General features: G+C 33.5%; 19 protein-coding genes. 11 read left to right on the plus strand and 8 right to left on the minus strand.

The features are described 5' to 3' along the window. Positions 1–94 precede the first annotated feature (94 nt). Positions 95–685 carry a DUF2911 domain-containing protein gene (locus tag KO515_RS18390; RefSeq protein WP_215937808.1) on the minus strand — a complete coding sequence of 197 codons (591 nt, stop codon included), beginning with the start codon at positions 683–685 and terminating at the stop codon, positions 95–97. Positions 686–955: 270 nt separating this feature from the next. Here KO515_RS18390 and asnB point away from each other — a divergent pair, with 270 nt between their 5' ends. Together asnB and gyrB are read left to right on the plus strand one after the other, a co-directional pair. Beyond that, positions 956–2,617, plus strand: coding sequence for an asparagine synthase B (asnB, locus tag KO515_RS18395; RefSeq protein ID WP_215937809.1), 1,662 nt, complete (start codon positions 956–958; stop codon positions 2,615–2,617). 385 nt (positions 2,618–3,002) lie between these two features. Further along, positions 3,003–4,952: a DNA topoisomerase (ATP-hydrolyzing) subunit B gene (gene gyrB / locus KO515_RS18400; protein WP_215937810.1), complete on the plus strand. Its 1,950-nt coding sequence runs from the start codon at positions 3,003–3,005 to the stop codon at positions 4,950–4,952. A gap of 45 nt (positions 4,953–4,997) precedes the next feature. Here gyrB and KO515_RS18405 read toward each other — a convergent pair whose 3' ends face one another. The 3 genes from KO515_RS18405 to KO515_RS18415 form a co-directional block, all read right to left on the minus strand. Further along, a complete protein-coding gene (locus KO515_RS18405) occupies positions 4,998–5,594 on the minus strand; it encodes a porin family protein (RefSeq protein WP_215937811.1) in 597 nt (198 codons plus the stop codon). 30 nt (positions 5,595–5,624) lie between these two features. After that, on the minus strand, positions 5,625–6,404 hold the full coding sequence (locus KO515_RS18410; protein ID WP_215937812.1) for a membrane metalloprotease: 780 nt from the start codon (positions 6,402–6,404) through the stop codon (positions 5,625–5,627). A 78-nt stretch (positions 6,405–6,482) separates the two neighbouring features. Beyond that, a complete protein-coding gene (locus KO515_RS18415) occupies positions 6,483–7,535 on the minus strand; it encodes a hypothetical protein (RefSeq protein WP_215937813.1) in 1,053 nt (350 codons plus the stop codon). Positions 7,536–7,730: 195 nt separating this feature from the next. Here KO515_RS18415 and KO515_RS18420 point away from each other — a divergent pair, with 195 nt between their 5' ends. The 9 genes from KO515_RS18420 to KO515_RS18460 all read left to right on the plus strand — a co-directional run bounded on the left by KO515_RS18420 (position 7,731) and on the right by KO515_RS18460 (position 20,794). Beyond that, the gene (locus KO515_RS18420; protein ID WP_215937814.1) at positions 7,731–8,252 is read left to right on the plus strand and encodes an RNA polymerase sigma factor; all 522 of its coding nucleotides are present in this window, start codon (positions 7,731–7,733) and stop codon (positions 8,250–8,252) included. A gap of 66 nt (positions 8,253–8,318) precedes the next feature. Next, a complete protein-coding gene (locus KO515_RS18425) occupies positions 8,319–9,233 on the plus strand; it encodes a FecR family protein (RefSeq protein WP_215937815.1) in 915 nt (304 codons plus the stop codon). Then, entirely contained in the window at positions 9,220–11,763 is a 2,544-nt protein-coding gene (locus tag KO515_RS18430) for a TonB-dependent receptor (protein WP_215937816.1), read from the plus strand. Before KO515_RS18425 ends, KO515_RS18430 begins: the two co-directional genes overlap by 14 nt. Positions 11,764–11,823: 60 nt before the next feature. Then, positions 11,824–12,840 (plus strand): DUF6588 family protein, encoded by a 1,017-nt coding sequence (locus tag KO515_RS18435; protein ID WP_215937817.1) that lies wholly within the window; start codon positions 11,824–11,826, stop codon positions 12,838–12,840. Positions 12,841–12,972: 132 nt separating this feature from the next. Beyond that, positions 12,973–13,899: a malate dehydrogenase gene (mdh, locus tag KO515_RS18440; RefSeq protein ID WP_215937818.1), complete on the plus strand. Its 927-nt coding sequence runs from the start codon at positions 12,973–12,975 to the stop codon at positions 13,897–13,899. Between the two features lie 88 nt (positions 13,900–13,987). Beyond that, positions 13,988–14,644, plus strand: a complete 657-nt coding sequence (locus KO515_RS18445) for a DUF4412 domain-containing protein (RefSeq protein WP_215937819.1) — start codon at positions 13,988–13,990, stop codon at positions 14,642–14,644. Between the two features lie 76 nt (positions 14,645–14,720). Next, entirely contained in the window at positions 14,721–15,332 is a 612-nt protein-coding gene (locus KO515_RS18450; protein WP_215937820.1) for a hypothetical protein, read from the plus strand. A 155-nt stretch (positions 15,333–15,487) separates the two neighbouring features. After that, positions 15,488–18,535, plus strand: a complete 3,048-nt coding sequence (secDF, locus tag KO515_RS18455) for a protein translocase subunit SecDF (protein WP_215937821.1) — start codon at positions 15,488–15,490, stop codon at positions 18,533–18,535. Positions 18,536–18,715: 180 nt separating this feature from the next. Further along, a complete protein-coding gene (locus tag KO515_RS18460) occupies positions 18,716–20,794 on the plus strand; it encodes a PKD domain-containing protein (protein ID WP_215937822.1) in 2,079 nt (692 codons plus the stop codon). Between the two features lie 27 nt (positions 20,795–20,821). On the opposite strand, the gene KO515_RS18890 is transcribed toward KO515_RS18460, so the two are convergent. The 4 genes from KO515_RS18890 to lgt all read right to left on the minus strand — a co-directional run bounded on the left by KO515_RS18890 (position 20,822) and on the right by lgt (position 23,011). Beyond that, entirely contained in the window at positions 20,822–20,956 is a 135-nt protein-coding gene (locus tag KO515_RS18890; protein ID WP_289846319.1) for a hypothetical protein, read from the minus strand. Between the two features lie 165 nt (positions 20,957–21,121). Further along, entirely contained in the window at positions 21,122–21,691 is a 570-nt protein-coding gene (locus tag KO515_RS18465; RefSeq protein WP_252723912.1) for an alpha/beta hydrolase family protein, read from the minus strand. Further along, complete coding sequence (locus KO515_RS18470; protein WP_215937823.1) at positions 21,684–22,187, minus strand: DUF192 domain-containing protein; 504 nt, start codon at positions 22,185–22,187, stop codon at positions 21,684–21,686. Before KO515_RS18470 ends, KO515_RS18465 begins: the two co-directional genes overlap by 8 nt. Next, positions 22,187–23,011 carry a prolipoprotein diacylglyceryl transferase gene (gene lgt / locus KO515_RS18475; RefSeq protein WP_215937824.1) on the minus strand — a complete coding sequence of 275 codons (825 nt, stop codon included), beginning with the start codon at positions 23,009–23,011 and terminating at the stop codon, positions 22,187–22,189. Before lgt ends, KO515_RS18470 begins: the two co-directional genes overlap by 1 nt. Between the last annotated feature and the right edge of the window lie 115 nt (positions 23,012–23,126).

The following is a 23,126-nucleotide window of genomic DNA, read 5'->3' on the forward strand; positions in this document are numbered from 1 at the left end:
TTTTGACTTTTGGTGAATATGATTGCGTTAAAGGTAAAACCCATTCGTCTTAATATTATATTAAATATCACAATCAGATGTTAAAGTTTATATTTTACTTTAGGGTTATTGGGAATTCTGCAATTGTTGTGTCCCATCCTATTTTTAAGTTCACAGTGTTATCTGAAGCTTTGTAAAGCGCTATAGATAAGTTTTCAATAGTTTTATCACTTTTAGTTACAGGCACCGATACACTTGCGATATCTTTAGTTTCATCATAACCGTAATTTCCCCAACCGTCAAGTTCAGTGTTTAATTTTAAAGTCCATTCTTTTTCAGTAGGAATAATAATCACACTATAACGTCCTGCTTTAATTTCTTTTCCACCAAACGTCACATTATTTACGAATAATATTTCTGTAGACTCATTAGCGCCAACGCGCCATGCTTTTCCGAATTTTAAAAGCTTGCCAAATACGTCTCTGCCTTTTTTAGCGGGTCTAGAGTAAGTGACTCTAATTTGTGGTTCTGATAGCTTCTTAGCTTCCTCAGTTTTTTCAAATGTTCTTTTTGGTGCATTGGAAGGATAGTAAGCACGGTCCATTGTGCTGTTGTCCATTTTCGCAAATTCTTGAGCATTAATATTTAATGACAAAAGCATTACAAATGATAAGCTAATAGTAGTAAGTAATTTTGATGTTTTCATGAATAGAATTAATTTTTGGTTTGATTAAATTATAATATGTTAGATAGCCTAAGTCGTAAATAAATATTAAAATTTACAAATTAATAGGTAATCTGTTTATTTAATGTTGTCTTAGTTGTGTATTGATGTTTATTTACAATTTAAAGTTTCATATTGAAACCATTATGGTTATTTATGTTTTTAATATGAAAGTTTAAGTTCATATTTGTCCTGTAATTAATAATATATGGCTGATAATAGATTAAGCCAAATTCAAAAAAGATAAAAGTTATGTGCGGAATAGTATGTGCGTTCGATATAAAGCAAAAAGTAGATGATTTAAGACCACAAGTTTTAGAGATGGCAAAAACAATTCGTCATCGTGGACCAGATTGGAGTGGAATTTATAGTGATGATAAAGCGATTATGGCCCACGAACGTTTGGCAATTGTAGATCCTGCATCTGGAAAGCAACCCTTGTTAAGTCCTGATAAAAAGTTAATATTAGCGGCAAACGGAGAAATTTATAACCATAGAGAGTTACGTGCTAAATATCCTGATTACGATTTTCAAACGGAAAGTGATTGTGAAGTGATTTTAGCCTTATACCAAGAAAAAGGTGTCGACTTTGTTGATGACATGAATGGTATTTTCGGCTTTGCGATTTACGATGTTGAAAAAGATGAATATTTCATTGCTAGAGATCACATGGGAATTATTCCTTTATATATCGGTTGGGATAAAAATGGAACATTCTATGTCGCTTCAGAATTAAAAGCGTTAGAAGGTATCTGTACAAAAATACAATTGTTTCCTCCTGGGCATTATATGTCTAGTAAAGATGGTGAATTTGTAAAATGGTATAAGCGCGATTGGTCAGAGTATGATGCCGTAAAAGACAACGAAACAAGTATCGCGGAAGTAAAGAAAGCACTCGAAGATGCCGTACATAGACAACTTATGAGTGATGTGCCTTACGGAGTTCTATTATCTGGCGGATTAGATTCTTCAGTTACCTCTGCAATAGCTAAAAAATATGCTCAAAAACGTGTGGAGTCAGACGATACAACGGATGCATGGTGGCCACAATTACATTCGTTTTCTGTAGGATTAGAAGGGTCTCCAGACTTAGCAGCAGCTAAAAAAGTTGCAGACCATATTGGTACAGTTCATCACGAAATTAAATTTACAATACAAGAAGGTTTAGACGCCATTAAAGATGTTATTTATAACATAGAAACTTATGATATTACCACGATTCGTTCATCAACCCCAATGTATTTAATGGCGAGAGTTATTAAATCTATGGGAATTAAAATGGTATTATCTGGTGAAGGTGCAGATGAAATATTTGGTGGGTATTTATATTTTCATAAAGCACCAAGTGCAGAAGAGTTTCATGATGAGACCGTGCGAAAATTAGATAAGCTACACATGTACGATTGTCTGCGAGCTAACAAAAGTTTAGCAGCTTGGGGAATTGAAGGTCGTGTGCCATTTTTAGATAAAGAGTTTATGGATGTCGCGATGCGTATTAACCCAAAGGATAAAATGATTAACGGAGAGCGCATGGAAAAATGGGTAGTTCGCAAGGCCTTTGAAGATATGATTCCAGAAAGCGTAGCTTGGAGACAGAAAGAACAATTTTCTGATGGTGTAGGATACAGTTGGATTGATACACTAAAAGAACTCGTAGACAAAGAAGTTACAGATGAACAAATAGAAAATGCAGCCTTCCGTTTTCCAATAAATACACCCCTTAATAAAGAAGAATACTATTATAGAAGTATTTTTGAAGGGCATTTTCCAAGTGATGCTGCGGCATTAAGCGTACCACAAGAAGCTAGTGTAGCTTGTAGTACAGCAACAGCTTTAGAATGGGATGAAGCTTTTAAAAACATGAATGATCCTTCTGGTAGAGCCATTGCTAATGTGCATGACAAGGCGTATTAAAACGATATATATTGAGCTTTAAATGACTTAATTCCATTAAATATGAATTTCAAAATCTCGCTTCTGCGAGATTTTGCGTTTTACGCAAGGTTTGAGCTTAAGATAAAAGCATTGAAATCCATTCTAAGGTGTTTTTTAGTCGTTTTAAGTAATTAACAAATGTTGATAATTATCGACTTCAAACTGTTAAAAGCTTTTATATCGTGTTTGAAAATCGTATATTTGTTAGTATTCAAAAATGATACAGCTGTGTCATTTTTTTTATGTCAATAAAGCTCTAAATTTTAAAGAAGCAGTCGCTAAAAATTATGATAGCTGAATTGATTCTGTTGTATAGCGGCAGATTTTTTTTTATAAAGATTCGAACTAAAATGTATTCAAAATAATGAGCGAAAAAAGAGAAGAATTTAATAAGGATAATTATTCGGCAGATAGTATTCAGGCTTTAGAAGGTATGGAGCATGTGCGTATGCGTCCTTCCATGTATATTGGAGATGTCGGTGTGCGTGGTTTACACCATTTAGTTTATGAGGTGGTTGATAACTCTATTGATGAAGCTTTGGCTGGTCATTGTGATAATATTACTGTAATTATAAACGAAGATAATTCTATTACGACTGAAGATGATGGTCGTGGTATTCCTGTAGACTTACATAAAAAAGAAGGGGTTTCTGCATTAGAGGTTGTAATGACTAAAATTGGTGCAGGTGGTAAATTCGATAAAGATTCTTATAAAGTTTCTGGTGGTTTACACGGTGTAGGTGTGAGTTGTGTAAATGCTCTATCAGAACATTTAAAAGCCACAGTGTATAGAAAAGGTGAAATTTGGGAGCAAGAGTACGAACGTGGAAAAGCGATGTATCCAGTAAAACGAGTTGGAGATACAGAAAAGCGAGGAACTATTGTTACTTTTAAGCCAGATCCAACAATTTTTACACAGACCTTAGAGTATAGCTACGATACTTTAGCGAGTCGTTTACGAGAATTAGCTTATCTTAATAAAGGGATTACAATTCATTTAATTGATAAACGTTTCAAAAAAGAGGATGGTGAATTCGAAGGAGAAACGTTTCATTCTGAAGAAGGATTAAGTGAGTTTATTAAATTCTTAGACGGTAATCGAGAACCTTTAATGAAAGATGTTATTTCTTTTGAAGGTGAAAAAAACGGAGTACCTGTTGAAGTAGCTATGGTTTATAATACGTCTTATGCAGAGAATTTACATTCCTACGTAAATAATATTAATACGCATGAAGGTGGAACACACCTTTCTGGATTTCGTCGTGGATTAACCCATACCCTTAAAAAGTATGCTGATGAATCTGGTATGTTAGACAAGTTAAAGTTTGATATCGCTGGAGATGATTTTCGTGAAGGGTTAACTGCAATCGTATCTGTAAAAGTTCAAGAGCCACAATTTGAAGGGCAAACTAAAACTAAATTAGGAAACCGTGAAGTTTCTGCAGCAGTAAGCCAGTCGGTTTCTGAAATGCTTACAGATTATTTAGAGGAGAATCCAGAAGACGCAAAAACGATTGTCCAAAAAGTAATTTTGGCAGCGCAAGCACGTCACGCAGCTCAAAAGGCACGTGAAATGGTGCAGCGTAAAACGGTAATGAGTATTGGAGGTTTACCTGGGAAATTATCAGATTGTTCTGAGCAAGATCCTGCAAAATGCGAAGTATACCTAGTTGAGGGAGATTCGGCAGGTGGAACGGCAAAGCAAGGTAGAGACAGAATGTTTCAAGCGATACTTCCATTAAGAGGTAAGATTCTTAATGTGGAAAAAGCGATGACACATAAGGTTTTTGAAAACGAAGAAATCAAAAATATTTTTACAGCTTTAGGGGTGACTATCGGAACTGAAGAAGATAGTAAAGCACTGAATCTTTCAAAATTAAGATACCATAAAATAGTGATTATGTGTGATGCCGATATTGATGGGTCTCACATTGAAACTTTAATTTTAACCTTCTTCTTCCGTTACATGAAGGAGTTGATTGAAAATGGTCATATCTATATTGCAACACCTCCTTTATATTTAGTTAAAAAAGGCGCTAAAAAACAATATGCTTGGAACGATGAAGAACGAGCTGAGATTATGGGACAATATGGTGATGGTGCAAAAATTCAACGTTATAAAGGTCTTGGTGAGATGAATGCTGAACAACTTTGGGATACAACGATGAATCCTGAGTTTAGAACATTACGTCAAATTCATATTGAAAATGGGGTAGAAGCAGATCGAGTGTTCTCTATGCTAATGGGAGATGAGGTACCACCTCGTAGAGAGTTTATTGAAAAGAACGCTATTTATGCTAATATTGATGCGTAATCATAATCAAAAAAAAACGCATAGTTAATATGCGTTTTTTTTTTCTTAAAAGTCAAAGCCTAAAGAGAACTGCCATACTCTATTTTTTGGACTTCCCTCGTCATAAATATCACCTAAGCCTAAGTGATATCTTACCCCAAAACTCATTCCTGATTCCGTTTTAAAGCCACCTCCAAAATTCACACCCCAATCAAAATTATTTGGTTCAAACTCTCGTTCGGTGTCAAAAAGATTAAAATTACTATCAAATTCTTCTTTATGGGAAACAGCAAACCCAATTTGTGGACCTGCTTCTAAAAAGAAATTGTTTGAAGGATAAACTTTTAGTACTAAAGGTAGAATGATATAATTCAATTTCTGAGTGAAGGTGCCACTGTCATCTTTTACTTCATAGCCTTGTTGAGAATACAATAATTCTACCTGAAGCGCTATATTTTTAGTCGCAAAAGATTCGCCATAAAAACCAACATGGAAACCATGGCGCTGACCTGTTTCACTATCTTCATCAAAACTTACAGCGGCTAAATTGTAACCAAATTTTAAACCTGCATTAGATTTATTTTTATCGGTATCTGTACCTTGTGCATTAATACTACCTACAATACATAATAATGTGAATATTGTTATAAGTGTTATTTTCATTGTGTTGTTTTTTTAAATTAATTAGAATATTTATTTACCACCATTGGCGATCAAATCGTTAATGCATGCGTTATCCAATGCTGGCGCTGAGGTCATATTTGCCATAGCATCGAGACCATTTGAAGATTCAGTAGCCCAAAACATTAGGCAATTTTCATCATTACAGTGTTTAGGATGTTCTAAGTCTTCATGATCAACTTCCATGGGTGATCCTAAATTTGTGAGTCCAAGAATATGGCCAAACTCATGCGTTATAATGGTGGTTTCTAAAACCGACCGGTTGGGTTGAAAAGGACTATTACTTAGATTTTGAATAGTTTCTTCATAAATAACAAAGGACGTATTCCAATATGCTGTACCTAATACACTGCTACTATCAGTATTTGTCGCTGCTTCTCCATCTGCAAAAAATACCCAAAGGGTCAATTTATTTTCTGAGTTGTAATTTTGACGCTGTTGAATCTCAATATCTGCAATGTCTTGAATGGTGTAATTTTCAAGGCCTGGTGAAATAATCCCTCTCTTTTCAACCGTAATACCATTCGGTTTATAGGTTCTGTTTTCAATAAAAGAAACAAAATTACTGATGGAGGTTGCATTAGGCTCAAAACCGTCTACATATACAAGTTCTATAACCAAACTAGTGAATTTGCTGTCTGATAAAAAATCATTCGCAGAATTGCCAACGCTTTGTCTGTTGAGGTTTATATTAATGTCTAGATTTTCAGAATTAATAGTGGATTCATCGGTAGAACAACTTGTGGTCACTGTTAATATTAAAAGAACAAATAGGTGTTTATAATTTTTCATCTTTTTTAATTTTAAAAGCATCTACTATGGCAGTAGCTGCTTTGCCATAACATGTACGTTACTATTGCTAAGCTGGTTTTATATTTGGGTTAAAACCAAAGTAACTGCAGCATTAGTTGTACTGCGCAGGGAGATGGTACTTTCAGAATAACTTGTAACTTCCCATGTATTATTTAGGAGTTCAAAGTTGGCATTTTGAGAAAACGTTAATGATAAGAAAATATCAAGTTCAGAGGCTACTTCGTAAGTACCATTGACATCTGAAATAGCTGCGTTAACTGTATTCTCTGCTGTTATTGTTAAATCATTGCCAAAGTTTAAGGTAAATTCACTGAAGTCATTTGCAGTGTCAATACCTGCTGTAACAAAAGTATCTATTGTAAATAAACCTGAAACTAAAATGTCTTCTAAGGCTTCAGCATCTTCTTCGGCATCCTCCATGTCGTCATACATAGTTAAACATTCATTAATATAACTTTGCAAATCGGCATCACTAGTTATTTCTGCAGCAGTGTTGCTATTTAAGGTTGCGGTTATCGGATAGTTCACAGCAAAGAATGCGGTGTCATCAAAGTTATTTATGTAGGCATATAACTGTTGCTCAGACTCGATAACCACGCTTCCTGTTTGTTCTACATTAACATCATAGGTTAAAATGGTTATTGGGAAATCTATATTTAAACAATTGATAGCATTCTCAGCCTCATTTTCAGCATTTTCACAAGCTTCTATTAAAGCATCAAACTCTGATTGATTAGCAACTAACACTTCTGTGTAATTACTTAGTTTAGCAGTTAATGGGAATTGAAACTGAACGGAATCATCATCGTCTGTAAATTCTCCGATGATATCTAATACTAAGCTGTAATCTGAAGAGGTAACCAGTGTTACTTGTGTATTGTTTATTGTTGCAGTTACTGGTAATAAAACGGAAGAACAGGACATTCCATCTAAAAAGTCGTCAAAGCTACCATCGTACATTGCAGAACGTTCTAAATTACTAGCTGTGGTAGAATTGGCAGAATTAGTGTTTGGGTTATCCCCATTTTCGTTATCAATTTCATCTTGACATGATGTAACTACCAATACGGACATAAATAATAATGCGGTTAAGAATTTTGAATTTTTCATACTATTGATTTTTGGGTTAAATATTATTGTAAAATTAAATAGCGTGTTTTACGCTTTCTATAATTAAGACGCTTTAACTCTTCTTTACCCTATGGTTTTTTTTTATAATTTTTTTTAATGCACTGACAATCAAGGATTAAAAATTTGTTTTTTTTTATTCTTATTTTTGCATTTATATCTTTGTAATTCTGTTTTATGAGTAAGCCCAAGTCTCAACTCTGTGAAGAAAAGCACTTCAATTCTTTTTATTTAGATCATATTCGTGCTGTGACTAATTTTGCCTACTATAAGTGTGGTGATCAGTCACAGTCTTTAGATTTGGTGCAAGATGCTTTTGCTAAAATTTGGGAAAATTGTTCTCAAATAGATTTTAATAAAGCAAAAAGTTATTTATTTACAACGGTTAATAATTTATTTTTAAATGTGGTGAGGCATCAAAAAGTGGTGTTCACTTACGCTAAGGAATCCCCGTATTTAGACCAAACAAATTTAAGTCCAGAATATCTTTTAGAAGAGGAAGAGTTTAAAATAAAACTTCATACGGTTATTGCAGCGTTGAGTGTTGAGCAGCGTGAAGTCTTTTTATTAAATAGAATGGAAGATAAAAAGTACAGAGAGATTGCTGACTTATTAAATATTTCTCAAAAAACAGTTGAGAAACGAATGTCAGGCGCACTTAAGGCTATAAGAGAAAAGATTAAAGGCGTAAATATTTAATTAATTTTAATTATTACGTAGGGTAAATAGTAATTGACGTGTCTTACTTTTGAAGAGCTTAAAACAATGAATAGAGAAAATGACATTTTAAAATGGTTTAACGGTGAGATCACTACCGAAGCGTTAAAGAATCGTTATCCTAATGAAGATTTTTCTACGTTAGAGAAATCACAGTTTTATTCAAAACAGTTTGAGTTGCCTCAAATTGATGCGCAAAAAGCTTTAGAAGATTTTAAGACAAGAAAACTTAAAAAGAAGACGACTAAAGTCGTGCCTCTAAATTTTAAATCGTTCTTAAAGATTGCTGCGATTTTAATTGTAATGTTAGGGTCTTCATATGTCTTGTTTTTTAATAATCCCACATCATATTCAACCAAAATTGCGCAAATCGAACGGTTTAATTTACCTGATAATTCGGAAGTTATATTAAATTCAAAATCTCAGTTGAGTTTTAATAGAAAAGATTGGAAAAAAAATAGAACTTTAGATTTACAGGGAGAAGCTTTTTTCAAAGTTACTAAAGGTGAAAAATTCACCGTACAAACTGGTGTAGGTACAGTTCAAGTTTTAGGAACGCAGTTTAATGTAAAAGAACGCCAAGATTATTTTGAAGTTAAATGTTACGAAGGTTCTGTTAGTGTTACCTACGCCAGCGAAAAGACGATATTAACACCAGGAAAAACATTAAGAATTGTAAAAGGAGAACAAGTTATAGTTAAGGAATTTAATTATAAAAACCCTGCTTGGTTAGTCCAAGAGTCGAGTTTTGATAACGTACCACTTTGGCAAGTGATAGATGAATTAGAAATTCATTACGATATCACAATTTCAACAAAAGCCATAAATACATCGATTTTATTCTCTGGTACTTTTACACATACGGATAAAAATATTGCCTTAAAATCGGTTACAATTCCATTAAAACTGAGTTATATTATAGATGGAAATAATGTTGAATTCTATAATTATGATTCACACTAAACAGATTTATTTTATTTATTTCTTATTCTTAGGTTTTACGGTAATCGCACAAACTAAAGAAGAATTGGTATTAGTAAATCTCATTGTAGAGTTAGAAGTAAAATTCGACGTTAAATTTTCGTATAATTTAGATGAGGTGAATTCGGTTTTGGTGGTCAGGCCAAATGAAGACGCATCTTTAGAATCCATTATTTCAGATTTAAACGAAACGACCTTATTAAACTTCAAGTTTCTAACAGCACGTTACATTACAATATCTACTATTGAAAAAACCATATCAATTTGTGGTGTTTTAAAAACCGAAGCGTCTGAGTCCTTATATGGGGCATCTGTATACGTTTCAGGTGCTTCAAAAGGTGTAGTTACAGATGAAAACGGGAACTTTATATTACATAATATTGATATCAGCCACAACATCACGATGTCATTTTTAGGCTTCGAGACTAAAATTATACAAGCGTTAAAATTAAGAGGGAATGAAGATTGTGCAACGGTTATATTGAAATCGAAAAGCGAAGCACTAAATGAAATTGTAATTTCAAAGTTTTTAACCACAGGTTTACAACAGCGTAGGGATGGAAGTACCCAATTAAATACGGATAAATTTGGAATCCTTCCTGGACTTACAGAACCCGATGTGCTTCAGTCTATACAGGCTTTGCCAGGTGTAGAAAGCATAAATGAAAGTATTGCTAATATTAATGTTCGCGGTGGTACTAACGATCAAAACTTAATGCTTTGGGATGGTATAAAAATGTATCATTCTGGGCACTTTTTTGGACTTATTTCTGCTTATAATCCCTATTTAACGTCTAAAGTTATAGTGACCAAAAATGGGACCTCAAGTGCCTATAGTGATGGTGTTTCAAGTACAATTAATATGTTTACAAAAGATAAAGTGAATCAAGAGTTTTCTGGTGGCTTTGGCGCGAATTTACTTCATACAGATGCTTTCTTAGAAGTTCCAATTCGTAAAAAAAAAATGGCGCTACACGTGTCAGGTAGACGCTCTTTTACAGATGTTTTTAATTCGCCGACCTATGCTAATTATTTTGAACGGAGCTTTCAAGATACTGAGCTTACAACAACAAGTGCTGATATTAGCGAGGTAGCGACAGATTCTGAGTTTTATTTTTATGATTATTCTGCAAAATTATTATTTGATTTAAATGAAAAACATAAGTTTAGAGCACATGTAATAGGTATTAGTAATAACTTAGATTATGAAGAGGAATTCACTAATACAGCCAACCAAAGTGAATCTAAAACTAGTAATTTAAAACAAGAAAATTTAGGTTTTGGTGGGTATTGGGAAGCTAAATGGAATTCGCGCTTTGAAACCCATTTAAGTTCATATTATTCTAAGTATAACGTGGATGCTGTAGATTATCGTGTGGAAACAAATCAACAATTAACCCAAGCCAATGAAGTGCTTGAAACAGGATTGAAATTGAATACAAATTATAAGATTCACAACAACTTGAATTTTCTAAATGGGTATCAATTTACTGAAGTTGGGATTTTAAATGGCACAACGGTTAATAATCCTGATTACAGCAAAACTAAAAAAGAAGTCTTATTAAATCATGCCTTTTACAGTGAAATAGAGTTGAAGACTAAATCACTCTTTCTAAGAGGCGGTGTACGTCTTAATTATTTTCAGAAGTTTAATAAATTAATCATAGAACCACGGCTGAATTTTAGATATCAATTAGTAAGGGATTTAGCGGTTAAACTACAAGGAGAATTTAAAAACCAATCCGCAACTCAAATTATAGATTTTCAAGATGATTTTTTAGGCGTAGAAAATAGACGTTGGATTTTAGCTAATGAACAAACCATTCCTATCTCTGAAAGTAAACAGGGATCGTTCGGATTTCAGTATCAAAAAAATAATTTTGTAGTTGATATTGAAGCATTTTATAAAACCGTGGAAGGAATAACCGCATTTAATCAAGGGTTTTATAATAATTTTCAATTTATAAATGCCATAGGGAACTATACTGTTAAAGGTCTTGAGTTTTTAATTAATAAAACAGCGGATTCATACAGTACTTGGGCAAGTTATACCTACAGCACCAATGATTATGAGTTTGAAAGCTTAACACCATCTGTATTTCCTAACAATGCAGACCTTAGGCACTCGGTATCACTAGCTTTTAACTACGATGTACTTCAAAATTTAAAAGCTTCTATTGGTGGGGTTTGGAGATCTGGACAACCTTTTACAAAACCTTTAGCAGGGAACGAAACTGTACAAAATGGTAATAGCACTTTTGTAAATTATGATACACCTAATAATGAAAATTTAGAGGATTTTAGGCGTTTAGATGCGTCATTAAATTATACCTTCAAGCTAAATGGCAATATGAAATCCTCAATAAAAGTTGGCGTTATAAATCTATTAGACAGAAAGAATATCATTTCTAGTTATTATAAAGTTGATCCAAATGATGCAAATAATTCCATTCAAGTTAAAAATAAATCTTTGGGTTTGACCCCTAATATTAGTTTTAGATGTAATTTTTAAAAACTATGATAAATTTAAATAAATATAACAGTGATATAAGCACTTTTAATACATAATCTCATGAAGAAAATAGTTCTTTTTATTCTAATTATAATAACAACAATATCGGCTACAGGACAAAACGATATCGATGTGTTTTTGGCAGCTGGTATAGATGATGCGCAACGCTTTGCTAAGGATTATTTAGCTCCAGGATCTAATGGATTAATGCATAGTATGAATGCCAATTGGTTTAGTTCGGCAGAAGTGAAACCTTTAGGTGGGTTTGAAATTTCAGTCGTTGCGAATGCTGCTTTAGTAAATGAAAATCATAAAGTATTCAATTTAAATACTGCTAACTATAACAATGTTCAGTTTGTTGAAGGCTCAAGTTCTCAATTGGTATCTTCGGTTTTAGGAGAGAATAATCCAGCTATTTTTGTACAAGTCGAATATGATGATCCAATATTTGGGACCCAAACTACTGAATTTGAGCTTCCTGAAGGAATTGGTTCTAGTAATGCAAATATATTGCCGACTGCTTTTGTACAAGGTGCAGTAGGGCTGAGCAAAGGTATTGAGTTAAAAGCGCGATTTGTACCTAAATTAGAAACCGATGATGTCACTTTAAGTATGTATGGAGCCGGTTTGCAATTAGAGGTAACGGATTGGCTTCCGGCAAGCAAGGTTTGGCCAGTAGCTTTATCGGTATTAGTTGCTTATAACCATGTAGATGCGTCATATAATCTTACAGAGTCTTCTGGAATAGAAGGTGAAAATCAACGACTTGAAAATGACACCAATACATGGTTGTTTCAATTGATAGCTTCTACGAAATTACCAATAGTTAATTTTTATGGTGGTCTAGGTTTAATTAATGGCACCTCTGATTCAGACCTTTTAGGAAATTATAGAGTTACGAACGGCCTTCTAACAACTCAAACCATTGTAGATCCGTTTTCAGTATCAAGTAATATATCTTCGGTTAGAGGAACTTTAGGAGCAAAATTAAAACTAGGTTTTTTTAGATTGAATGCCGAATATCATTTGTCAGAATTTGATGCTTTCTCTGTAGGAATCAATTTTGGTTTTAGATAATAGAATTTTAGTGAAAAATTAATAGAAAACCAGAAGATTTCCCCTTGTGCTTTCTTCATTAAAAGTATTTTTATTTGTAAATTTACAGTGAATTTTAATACTTATTTTTTACATTAATAAAATATAACAAACATGAAAGTAACAGTAGTTGGTGCAGGTGCCGTTGGAGCAAGTTGTGCAGAGTATATTGCAATTAAGAATTTTGCTTCTGAAGTTGTAATACTAGATATTAAAGAAGGTTACGCAGAAGGAAAAGCAATGGACTTAATGCAGTGTGCATCCTTAAATGGTTTTGATACTAAAATCACAGGAAGTACAAACGATTATTCAAAAACAGCAAATAGTGATATTTGTGTGATTACTTCTGGTATTCCTCGTAAGCCAGGAATGACTCGTGAAGAATTAATAGGTATTAACGCAGGTATTGTAAAAACAGTATCATCGAGCTTAGTAGAGCATTCTCCAAATACAATTATTATTGTGGTGAGTAATCCTATGGATACCATGACATATTTGGTACATAAAACTACAGGTTTACCAAAACACAGAATTATTGGAATGGGTGGGGCTTTAGATTCTGCACGTTTTAAATACAGATTAGCTGAAGCTTTAGAAGCTCCAATTAGTGATGTAGATGGTATGGTAATCGGAGGTCATAGCGATAAAGGTATGGTACCGTTAACATCACATGCTACTAGAAATAGTATTAAAGTGTCTGAATTTTTATCAGAAGAGCGATTAACACAAGTTGCAGAAGATACTAAAGTAGGTGGTGCAACATTAACAGGCTTATTAGGAACTTCTGCTTGGTATGCACCAGGTGCTGCCGTAAGTGGATTAGTTCAAGCTATTGCTTGTGATCAAAAGAAAATTTATCCTTGTTCTACCTTATTAGATGGGGAATATGGCTTAAGTGATTTATGTATAGGTGTGCCAGTTGTTTTAGGTAGAAACGGTATTGAGAAAATTGTGGATGTATCATTGAGTGATGCAGAAAAAGAACACATGAAAGCTAGTGCTGAAGGTGTTAAGAAAACTAATGGATTATTAGAACTATAGTTTATAATAATTCATACAATTTATAAAAACCTTGCTGACATATTTTGTTGGTAAGGTTTTTGTTTACTAATGCTATAAAAATAAAATGATGAGAAAAATATTAATATTGAGTTTATCGGTAATGCTAAGTTTTATTGCTACGGCTCAAGAGGAAATTACAGAAGGAGTTTTAATTGCTAAACAAACTATGAGTAGCGACAACGAGCAGATGAATGCGCAACTAAAAGCGATGGGAGACTCACAAGCTATTACCTATTTTAAAGGAGATAAATCACGTAGCGAAACAAGTAATCCAATGTCTGGAGATATGGTTATTGTTGTTGATGGAGCAGAAAAGCAAATGTTAATGCTATTTGATCAACCAGGAGTTGGTAAGAAATATATGTTGCAATCGTTTGTGCCAAGTGAAGAAGACTTAAAAAGTGTAACTGTAGAGAAAGGAGACGAAACAAAAACCGTAATGGGTTATGAGTGCCAGCAGTATTTCGTGAAAATGAAACAAAACGGTCAAGATGTAGAAATGCAAATGTTCACCACAGATAAGATCTCTGCTTTTAGCCATAATACGACCGCAATGGGAGGTGAAGTTGAAGGTTATCCACTTTATTTTGTGATGACTCTAAATCAAATGGGATCAAATATCATAGTGACTTCAGAAATAACTGAAATTAAACAAGAATCTGTTTCAGATGATAAATTAAGCTTAACTCCACCTGAAGGTTTTTCAAAAATGGAAGGCATGTAAAGGCATACGTTATTAAGATATAATTTAAGATAAGACTGTAGAAATACAGTCTTTATTTTTTGCCTATATTTGGCGCATGAAAACCAAATTGCATTTTGGACTGTTAATTATACTCTTAGCGTTTTTAGGAACGTATTTAGAGCAATATACGCAACCCAATCAACAGATTGTAATTCAGTTTTCGGATACTGAAATTTCTCCAGAAGATACGGAAAATGCTATTGAAGTCATTCAAAATAAACTGCAAAGCATTGGTGTTACACATATTCAAATAGGTCAACGTAACGAAGGACAGCTTAGAATCGTTTATCATAGTACTACAGACGTAGGTTATATTCAAAAAGCGCTTTTTAATGTTGAAGATTTAAATATAGCCTACAATTCAACTCAAAATCAATCCGATAAATTCCCTACGAACAAAGATTTTAAGGATTACGAACTTAATATCTCAGAGATTAAGACTAGTAATACGATTAATTGGGATTTTGAACGGACTCAAGTTGTAGAGATTCACAACAAAACAGATCGTTTTTTATACTCAAAAACTAATAGTTCTGGGCATCATTATCATAATATTGAACATCATTTTACAAGTAAAGTTGCTGTTTTTATTAATAATAGTGAGACCATAGTAATCGATGCTATTTCTTATATCATTCCTGAAGTGAGAGCCGGTCCAATAGCATAAATGGAATTATATAATCTAAAATAAATTCCACTTCACATCGTATAGCTTTTATCAATCAAAAGGCTAAATATCAATTTATAAAAAAACATTGTCGGATTATAGTGTAAACTCTATATTTGCGCGTTCAAAAAATTCGACATAAAACAAAAATTACAATGCAAAACAAAGGATTAGTTAAGCTTTTTGCGCTCTTATTTGGTTTAGTAAGTATTTATCAATTATCATTTACTTTCAAAGCAGGTCAAATAGAAGATGACGCAGCAGCAGCAGCAATTGCAAAATATGCTGATACACAAGAGGATTACCAAACGAAAAGAAATATTGCAGAAGCACGTTATTTAGATTCGTTGAAAACCTCAAAAATTAAAGTAGGTGATGACTTTGAGCCTATTGAAGTTTACAACTTAGGTGTGGCGCAATACACTTATGCAGACGTTGAGAATAATGCCATGAACCTTGGTTTAGACCTTAAAGGTGGTATTAATGTTATTCTTCAGATTTCAGTAAGAGACATCTTAAAAGGGTTAGCAAATAATAGTAAAGACCCTATATTTAATAAGGCTTTAGATGATGCTGAAGAATTACAAAAGAATTCACAAGATTCATATTTAGAATCGTTCTTCACGGCATTTGATGCAATTAAGGGAGATACAAAATTAGCATCTCCTGATATTTTTGCCAATCGTACGTTGAGCGACGAGATTAAATTTAACATGTCTGATGACGAAGTTAAAGGTATTATTGAAACAAAAATTGATGAATCTATCGTATCTGCTTTCGAAGTATTACGTAAACGTATCGATAAATTTGGTGTGACATCACCAAATATTCAACGTTTAGGAAATTCTGGTCGTATTCTTCTTGAATTACCAGGAGCAAAAGATATTGAGCGTGTAACGGATTTAGTTACTAAAACAGCACAGTTACAATTTTGGGAAACCTATAAAACTCAAGACGTTTTACCTTATTTAATGGAAGTTAACCAAAACTTGATTGAAGAAAATAAGGCTAATAAAGAAGAGGATGAGGTTGCAGATGTAAATGAAGATCAAGAAGATGATACTGCTGATGCCATTGATGAACTTACAGGTCAGATAGAAACAGATTCTACAAATGTTGCCGACATCAACCCATTAGGGATTCAAGGTTACGGAAATGGTGGTTCTGTAGTTGGTATGTTCTTAGCGAAGGACAAAGAGAAAGTGATGGCGCATTTAAATGCACCAAAGAACAGAGCGGCTTTACCAGCAGAAATGCGCTACGTAAGATTTGTTTGGGGATTACAAAATGAAGAGTCTGAGTTTTCAGAACTTTATGCTATAAAAGGTAATAGAGATGGTGAGCCAGAATTAAGTGGTGCTGTAATTACAGATGCAACTCAAGATTATGACCAAGTTAGCAGACCAGCTGTAAGTATGCAGATGAATGCTAAAGGTGCTAAGACTTGGGAGGAAATGACTAAAAAAGCATACGAAACACAAGGTTATATTGCTATTGTATTAGATAATACTGTATATTCTGCACCAAGTGTTTCAACAGGAGCCATTGCAGGTGGTAGATCTCAGATTTCAGGTTCATTTACTTTAGCTGAGGCAGTCGATTTAGCAAACGTTTTAAGAGCTGGTAAATTACCTGCATCCGCAGAAATTATTCAATCAGATATAGTTGGACCATCATTAGGACAAGAGGCTATTGATAGTGGTATGAAATCATTCATTATCGCATTAGCGTTCGTATTACTTTGGATGATCTTTTATTATGGTAAAGCTGGTGGTGCAGCAGATATCGCTTTGTTGTTAAACATCTTATTAATTTTTGGTGTATTAGCAAGTTTAGGTGCTGTTTTAACTTTGCCTGGTATTGCAGGTATTGTATTAACGATTGGTATGTCGGTCGATGCGAACGTCCTTATCTTTGAGAGGATTAAAGAGGAGCTTGCTAAAGGCAAATCTCAAAAAGAAGCAATTAAAGATGGTTTTTCTAATGCATTATCTTCAATTTTAGATGCAAACATTACAACCGGTTTAACCGCTTTAATTTTATTCGTATTTGGAACAGGACCAATTAAAGGTTTCGCAACGACGTTAATCATTGGTATTTTAACATCATTATTTACTGCGATTTTCATTACACGTTTATTAGTAGATTGGTATGTAAACAAAGGCGGTAAATTAGTATTCTCTACTGGTTTAACTAAAAATCTATTTACGAATTTAAATATCGACTTCTTAAGAAAACGTAAGTTCGCTTATGCTTTTTCAGGATTAATGATTTTAGCAAGTTTAGGTTCACTTTTCACTATAGGATTAGATCAAGGTATTGACTTTGTTGGAGGACGAACATACCAAGTGCGTTTTGATCAGGATATGAGTGTTGAGGAAGTGAAGAATGATCTTCACGCGGTATTTGAGAGTGCAGAAGTTAAAACTATTGGTGGACCAAATCAATTGAAAATTTCAACGAAGTACAAGGTAGAAGATAGCTCAACAGAGGTTGATGATGAAGTAGAATCGATGTTATTTACAACACTTCAAAAATACTTTCCAGAAGGGATGACCTACGAAGAGTTTTTAGATGGTTCTGGTGACAAGAAAATTGGTAAAATGCTATCGAGTAAAGTAAGTCCAACAATTGCAGATGATATTAAAAAATCATCTATTTGGGCAATTTTAGGGTCTTTAGTGGTTGTGTTCTTATATATATTATTACGATTTAAGAAATGGCAATTCTCTCTTGGAGCTGTAGCTGCTGTTTTCCACGATGTATTAATCGTATTAGGAATCTATTCATTAACATGGAGAATTATGCCATTTAGTATGGAGATTGACCAAACATTTATTGCGGCAATCTTAACTGTTATTGGTTACTCACTGAATGATACCGTTGTTGTATTTGATAGAATTAGAGAATTCTTTAATGATAATTTAGGTTGGAAGTTTGATACGACAATTAACAAATCTATAAACAGTACTGTTAGTAGAACATTAAATACGTCGTTAACAACCTTAGTTGTATTATTGGCAATGTTCTTATTCGGTGCAGATTCACTTAAAGATTTATTATTTGCATTAATTGTAGGTGTTATAGTAGGTACATACTCTTCAGTATTTATCGCGACACCAATAATGTACGATACGGCTAAAAAAGGTGGTGCTACTGAAGCGCTTAAGAATAAAGTAAAAGAAGTTGAAGAAGAAGCCTAAGCTTTAAATTATAATTAGAATGATACACTAAGTGTCGTCGAAGTGTTGATTTAAATATCTAAAAATGCCTTTCTTAATTGAAAGGCATTTTTTTTTTAGAATTTTTTACGCAACTTTTTTACACTTTATGTATCTTTAAAATATAAGATGTAACTTCAGCTTTTATAAAAACCTATCATCATGAAAAAATTACTACTCTTATTTTTTACAGTATTATCTTATTTCGGCTTTGCGCAAGATATACTAATGCAAAATGGAACATTTACTGCATGTTCAGGTACTTTTTATGATGCAGGTGGTGAGTTTTCAAATTATACTAGTGATGAGAATTATATAATTACAATATGTCCCGAAGAATCTGGCCAGCGAACACGATTAGATTTTCAAGAGTTCTCAACTCAGCTTGATATGGATATCCTGAAAATTTATGATGGAGACACTACATCTGCTGAGTTAATTGATGCCTATTCTGGATCTTCTTTACCAGGATTAATTGTAGCATCGTTTGATAATCCAACAGGTTGTTTAACACTAGAATTTACATCAAACGACACCGGCAATACTACAGGTTGGGCAGCCGCCATATCTTGTACAACACCGTGTCAAAATATTACAGCGCAATTAGATTCAACGTTACCTGCAGCCACTAGTGAGGGGATAATAGAGGTTTGCGTTGGTAATACGATTAACCTAAATGGTAGCGGAATTTTTGAGGTTGATGGGACAGGGGCTAATTATACATGGGATTTGGGAGATGGAAGTTTTGCTTTTGGTCAATCAGCTAGTGTGACTTATGATATGCCTGGTGTGTATTTAGTAAACTTAGATATCAGAGATACTAATATAGATAACATAGTACAAGGTTGCCCCAATACAAATAGTATAAATTTAGTAATACGCGTTTCTGGAGAGCCTGATTTTTTAGATACGCAAGCGACAGATAGCACCTTGTGCTTTGGTGAATCAACAGTTTTAGAAGGTGTTGTAAATCCATTAACCTTAGTTTATAATTGTCCTCCACCTGAAAGCGAAGTCACTTTTTTACCTGATGGTACTGGTACAGCTTATAGTACATCTATAAATGTCACATGCTTTGATCCTACTCAAATTTTAACTGATATTAGTCAGATTGAAAGCATTTGTTTAAATATGGAACATTCGTATTTAGGGGATTTAGATATTGAAATTGTATCGCCTAATGGTCAAGTAGTAAGGTTACATGATCAAGGCGGTGGTTCTGCTAATTTAGGTATTCCGTGGGCCACAGGCACTGTGGATGGTAATAGTCTTGATGTGACGCCAGGGACTGGGTTTGATTATTGTTTTGTGCCTAATGGTGGATTTCCAACAATGGTTGATGGTTTGCAAACAGGAGGTGTTTTTCCTACAGGTGATGGTCCAAATACGTATGTAGATAATTTTGTGCCAGAAGGGAATTATAGTTCTGTAAATCCTTTAGACGGGCTATTAGGTTCCCCATTAAATGGGAATTGGACAATTACTATTTTTGATAATTTAGCTGCAGATAATGGGTATATATTTTCTTGGGAACTAAATTTTGATCCTAATTTACAATTACAAGATTTTGATTTTGTTCCAACTATGGTATCACAATCTTGGGATTCGGACTCAAGTATTACTGAGGTTAATGGCAACACAATTACAGTATCGCCAGAATCTGCAGGTGAGTTTTGTTACACATTTAGAACAGTAGATGTTTTTGGATGTGAATATACCAAGGAAGTGTGTGTTACTGTAGCCGAAGAGGGTGCACCTCCAGTTACGTATTATGAAGACTTAGATGGTGATGGTTATGGAGATCCTAATAGTACTATTGAAGATTGTTCTAGTACTCCTCCTTTAGGATATGCTGCAAATGGTTTAGACTGTAACGATACTGATGGATTAATTAATCCTGATGCAGAAGATTCTGTAGGCAATGCGATTGATGAAAACTGTGATGGAGTTGATGGCGACACGTTAGGCTTAGAGGATTTTAGCTTAGAAGATATCAAAGTAGCATCTAATCTATTTAATGACTACTTCGTTATAAATGTGCCACCCATTTTAGCAGAAAGTCAATTGAATATTACTATTTATGACTTAAATGGTCGTAGGGTTTACCATAATAAGCATTCAGTTAGCAATAATCAAATCACAATTAGAAATCTAGATGAATTAGGGCAATCGACCTATTTATTAGAGATTTCTAATGAGCAATTTGGGCTAAACGTGATAAAAAAAATAGTGAAGTTATAGAGTCATAGATAACAAAAACACCTTTCTTTATTGAGAGCTGTTTTTCTCAATCCATTCTTGTGTCATTTTCCATAGAGTTTCTTTAAACTGACTTCTAAAGAACCCAAAATGTCCAACATTGGTTATGTTTAAGTCTTCAGGAATGATATGTTGTCTGTTCACTTTAGCATTAGTAAATTGTTCGGCTAACCAATCTACTGAACGTTTTGAAGCATATTCATCATTAGGAAAACTTAAGACTAATACATGTTTATTAAATTTTTTGAACTGAAGATCTTCAAAATTAAATTCACTTAATATGTAGTCTTTATGCTTTCCCCAAAGTCTCTATTGATACACCATATGTTTCGGAAGATTTTCAAATAGCTTAATTTTTTTAACGGGAAAATATCCAAATAGGGGTGTAAGAGAAGGAATCAGTACATACCAAAACGCGAACATTTTAAAACGGTCATAGCCTTTCCAAAATTTCCAATAGCCACTTTGGGATGCCACAGTGATTATGGCATCTATGTTAGCCATATGTTTATTGAAGGCTAAAATTTGTCCACCAATACTATGAGTAATAACGATTAATTTATGATTTGGATTTTTAACCTTAGCATAACTAATGACTGCAGTTTGGTCATTTTCTCCCCAATCTTTAAGATTAATTGTATTTTGTTTTAAGTGAGTGGTATTTGGATTTGATTGACCAATACCAGAATAATCACAGGTGTAAACCGTGTAACCTAATTCTGAAAAATGGCTAGCAAACTTAAAATAGAAATGTTGCAATACTCCTGTTGCCGAAGAAATAATAATGCTTTTATTATTTGAGGATTTCGGTTTAAAAACAGAAAGACCTAAGCGATGACCTAAAGGAGTTGTAATATCTAAACCTATTGGTTTAGTCATTAGTCGCTGTAAAACTTATTTTATCTCCAATAGACAATTGCCACGCATCTGAGAGTCCTCCATTAATTTCTAAAACATATTTTGCAGGAGCTTCAGAAGGAAGCGACGTTTCGTCCATGGGTTTTGCGTTCTTCTGAAAACTAACAATGGATAAATCGTCATCTATATAAATAATATCTAAAGGAATTTTTGTGTTTTTCATATAGAAACTACGCATTTGCACATTAGGAAATATAAATAACATGCCATGATTGGTTTCAAGCTTTGTTCTATACATTAACCCAGTTTGGGTAGTGTATTCATCATCAGCAATCTCAATATCGATTGTTTTTATAATAGAATCCGAATCTGTTTTTTTTAGTGTAAGTGTGCCTTCTTTCTTAAAATTAACTACAACTTTATCTTCGGTAATGGTTTTCTTTTCTTCTTTACAAGATGAAAGTAATACAAGTCCAAAAATAATCACTACAAATTTTAAAATCAGTGGAATTCGCATTAGCTTAATTTTGTTTTAGGTTTATAAATAAACATGAAGTAAAGTCCTATAATTATAAAAGGAATACTTAACCATTGTCCAGTATTTAAAACCCAATCGGCACGTTCAATATTTTGAGCTTCCTTTACAAATTCCACAAAGAATCTTACCGTCCAAAGTAATACAAGGAAAAGTCCGAATAAGAAGCCTTGTTGTTCCGATTTTTTTGTTTTCCAATAAAAATAAAAGAGGATGAAGAACACAAAGACATAGCAGAAGGCTTCATATAATTGTGCAGGATGTCTTGGTGCGGTTTCACCTAATTGTTTAAATACAACGCCATAATCACTACCAGTGTATTTTCCTATAATTTCAGAATTAATAAAATTACCGATTCTTACAAATACAGCTCCTAATGCTACAGGAATCACAACACGATCTAAAATCCAAAGTACCGTTTTGTGCAATACTTTTTTATTATAGATGTACATAGAAATAATCATGGCAATAGCTGCACCGTGACTCGCCAAGCCCTGAAAGCCTGTAAATTCAAATCCGCCAGCAAACTTAAAAGGTAAAAAGATGCTGAAAAAATCTTCGGTAATTAATTCGGGTTGGTAAAAAATGACATGGCCCAATCTGGCGCCTAGCATAATTCCTAAAACAGAATAGATGAATAACGAATCTAAGGCTTCATCAGTTAAACCTTCCTTTTTGTAGATACGCTTAGTGATGTAAAAGCCTAAAATAAAGGCAATAATCCACATCATACTGTAAAAATGAAGTTTAAAAAATCCTAAATCAATAAACTTAATAGGATCCCAATCCATCTGTAATAAAAACATAATTATTTTATTTATGTGGTAAAGATAATATTTTGAAGGTGATAGAAAATGAGATTAACGTAAAATTAGTCTTCTTTTGATGAAACCGCATTAAATCTGTTACTTCGTCCAAGGC

Origin of the sequence: Winogradskyella psychrotolerans, assembly GCF_018860545.1 — a bacterium.
GTDB classification, from domain to species: Bacteria; Bacteroidota; Bacteroidia; order Flavobacteriales; family Flavobacteriaceae; genus Winogradskyella; species Winogradskyella psychrotolerans_A.